The organism is Streptomyces prasinopilosus, assembly GCF_001419695.1.
Taxonomy (GTDB): domain Bacteria; phylum Actinomycetota; class Actinomycetes; order Streptomycetales; family Streptomycetaceae; genus Streptomyces; species Streptomyces prasinopilosus.
On record NZ_LIRG01000385.1, the window covers coordinates 1 to 2,924 of the forward strand.

The window sequence follows — 2,924 nt, forward strand, 5'->3', positions numbered from 1 at the left end:
CCACCTCGCCGCGGCCGGGGCTCGGCCAAGGACGAGCACCTCGTGCCCGGCCGTCGGCGAGGTGGACGTGGCCCAGGCGGTCGCCCATGCGGTCGAGCATCCCGAGGGCGTCGGTGCGGGCGGTCGAGGCGTGGCTGAGGTCGATCGTGAAGTGGCGGTAGTCGTCCTTGGTGACGTCCCAGTCGGGGGCGTAGGCGAGCATCTCGCGGTCGCGGTAGCGCCACGGGTACATGTTCTCGACGGCGAACCGCACGTCCGTCTCGTCCGCCATCCGCCAGATTCCGTCGACGAAGTCGCGGGCGTACTGGCGCTGCCAGCGGAACGGCGGGTGGACGACGACCGTGTCGGCGCCGAGCCTCTCGGCGGCGGTGCGAGCCCGCTGGAGCTTGGTCCAGGGGTCGGTGGACCACACGCGCTGCGTGATGAGCAGGCAGGGGGCGTGCACGGCCAGGACGGGGATGCGGTGGTAGTCGCTGAGGCGGCGCAGCGCCTCGATGTCCTGGCTGACCGGATCGGTCCACACCATGACCTCGACACCGTCGTACCCGAGGCGTGCGGCGATCTCGAAGGCCGTCGCCGTCGACTCCGGATAGACGGAGGCCGTCGACAGAGCGACCTTCGCATCCGGGATGCGCACCGCTGGATCTGCCACGAGGGACAGCGTACGGGGTGTGTTCGACGGGCGGGACGCGGACGACGGGCGGCGGTCGGAGACGTCCGCCGCGTCCGCGGGCGCATGCCCCCAGGACACGGGGCGCTTCGCCCGTCCGGCAGACCCGCGGTCCGGAGGCCGCCGTGTGATCGAGCTAACCGGACACCGGCCCTCCTGTCCCGCCCCGGCGAGGTCCGCGCGGTCGCACCGCGCCGCGCACGGCCCGGCTCGTCCCGGCTCGCGGCTCGGCCCGTCGGCCCGACCGGATCGGCTCGCGGCTCGGCCCGTCGCTCCCCGCGCGGTGGACGGTCGCGTCACGCGCGGTGGACGGTCACGTCACGCTCGGTGGGCGGTCACGCGGGTCCCATGTGGTCCAGGCGGCGCAGGATGACGCCCTCGCGTAGCGCCCAGGGGCATATCTCCAGGGACTCCACCCCGAAGAGATCCATCACGGCCTCCGCGACCAGCGCCCCGGCGACCAGCTGGCCGGCGCGCGACTCGGAGACGCCGGGCAGGGCGGCGCGCTCGGCGGTGGTCATCGCGGCCAGCCTCGACACCCATCCCTCCAGGGACTGGTACTTCAGCTCGCGCGGGACGTACGGGCCCTCGGCGGAGCGGGCGGCGCCCGCGATGCGGGCGAGCTGCTTGAAGGTCTTGGAGGTGGCCACCACGTGGTCGGGCGGGCCGAGGCGGCTGAACTCGCCGACCGTGCGGCCTATCTCCGCGCGGACGTGCCGGCGCAGGGCCCGCACGTCGTCCGGCGCCGGCGGGTCGCCGGGCAGCCGGGTTCCGGTGAGGCGGCCGGCGCCCAGCGGCAGCGACACCGCGGCGTCGGGCTCCTCGTCGAGGCCGAAGGCTATCTCCAGGGAGCCGCCGCCGATGTCGACGACCAGCAGCTTTCCCGCCGACCAGCCGAACCAGCGGCGGGCGGCGAGGAAGGTCAGCCGGGCCTCCTCGGCGCCGGCGAGGACCTGGAGTTCGACTCCGGTCTCCGCCCGGACGCGTTCGAGGACCTCGCCCGAGTTGCGGGCGTCGCGCACCGCCGAGGTCGCGAACGGCAGCAGCTCCTCGACGCCCTTGTCCTCGGCGGCCCGGAGCGCCTCGCGGACGACCCGGACCACCCGGTCCGTCCCGCGCGGCCCGATCGCCCCGTCGGCGTCCAGCAGCTCGGCCAGGCGCAGCTCCGCCTTGTGCGAGTGCGCGGGCAGGGGGCACGCCCCGGGGTGTGCGTCGACCACCAGCAGATGCACCGTGTTCGAACCCACGTCGAGGACACCGAGTCTCATGGACGGAACGCTACTGCGCGTGACACGGCCGGAAGCCCGCTTCGCGGCAGCCTGTCCGGTACGGAACGGTGATGCGGTCGACTTACCCTGGACGAGTGCCAAAGACGAAAAAGGCGAAGGCCGACAAGACGGGCAAAATCACCGAGCGGGTCGGGAAGGCCGAGCAGGTCGGCGGTCCGTCGCAGGTGCCGCCGGACGACGAGAAGGGGCTCGACTTCGCCCGGGCGTGGGTGGAGTTCCCCGATCCGGCGGACGAGGAGCAGGTGTTCCGCTGCGACCTGACGTGGCTGACCTCTCGCTGGAACTGTGTCTTCGGCAGCGGCTGCCAGGGCATCCAGGCGGGCCGCGCGGACGACGGGTGCTGCACCCTGGGGGCGCACTTCTCGGACAAGGACGACGAGAAGCGGGTCGCGGGCCACGTGGCGAGGCTGACGCCGGACATCTGGCAGCACCACGACGAGGGGGTCCGGGGCGGCTGGGTCTCCGAGGACGAGGACGGCGACCGCCAGACCCGCCCCTTCCAGGGCTCGTGCATCTTCCAGAACCGGCCGGGCTTCGCCGGCGGCATGGGCTGCTCGCTGCACATCCTCGCCGTGCGGGAGGGCCGCGAGCCGCTGGAGACCAAGCCGGACGTGTGCTGGCAGCTGCCGATCCGGCGGACCTACGACTGGATCGACCGGCCCGACGACACGCGCGTGCTGCAGGTGTCGATCGGCGAGTACGACCGCCGGGGCTGGGGCCCGGGCGGCCACGACCTGCACTGGTGGTGCACGTCGGCGACCTCGGCGCACGGTGCGGGCGACCCCGTGTACGTGTCCTACCGGGCGGAGCTGACCGAGCTGATGGGCAAGGCCGGTTACGACCGGCTGGCCGAGCTGTGCGAGGAGCGGCTCGCCTCGCGGCTCCCGCTGCTGGCACCGCATCCGGCGGACCCCGCCTGATCCGCCCCTCCGCGCGGGCGCGGGAGGCGGATCAGGCGGGGTCCG

At 73.7% G+C, this 2,924-nt stretch carries 3 protein-coding genes; 1 reads left to right on the forward strand and 2 read right to left on the reverse strand.

The annotated features are described in order from the left end of the window. A partial coding sequence (locus AOK18_RS17050) for a sugar phosphate isomerase/epimerase family protein (RefSeq protein ID WP_107100357.1) occupies nt 1–652 on the reverse strand: 652 nt, incomplete at its 3' end. A 353-nt stretch (nt 653–1,005) separates the two neighbouring features. Beyond that, complete coding sequence (locus AOK18_RS17055) at nt 1,006–1,938, reverse strand: Ppx/GppA family phosphatase (protein ID WP_055573353.1); 933 nt, start codon at nt 1,936–1,938, stop codon at nt 1,006–1,008. A gap of 95 nt (nt 1,939–2,033) precedes the next feature. Between AOK18_RS17055 and AOK18_RS17060 the strand changes: the two genes are divergently transcribed. After that, the gene (locus tag AOK18_RS17060; protein ID WP_055573352.1) at nt 2,034–2,879 is read left to right on the forward strand and encodes a DUF3109 family protein; all 846 of its coding nucleotides are present in this window, start codon (nt 2,034–2,036) and stop codon (nt 2,877–2,879) included. Nucleotides 2,880–2,924 lie beyond the last annotated feature (45 nt).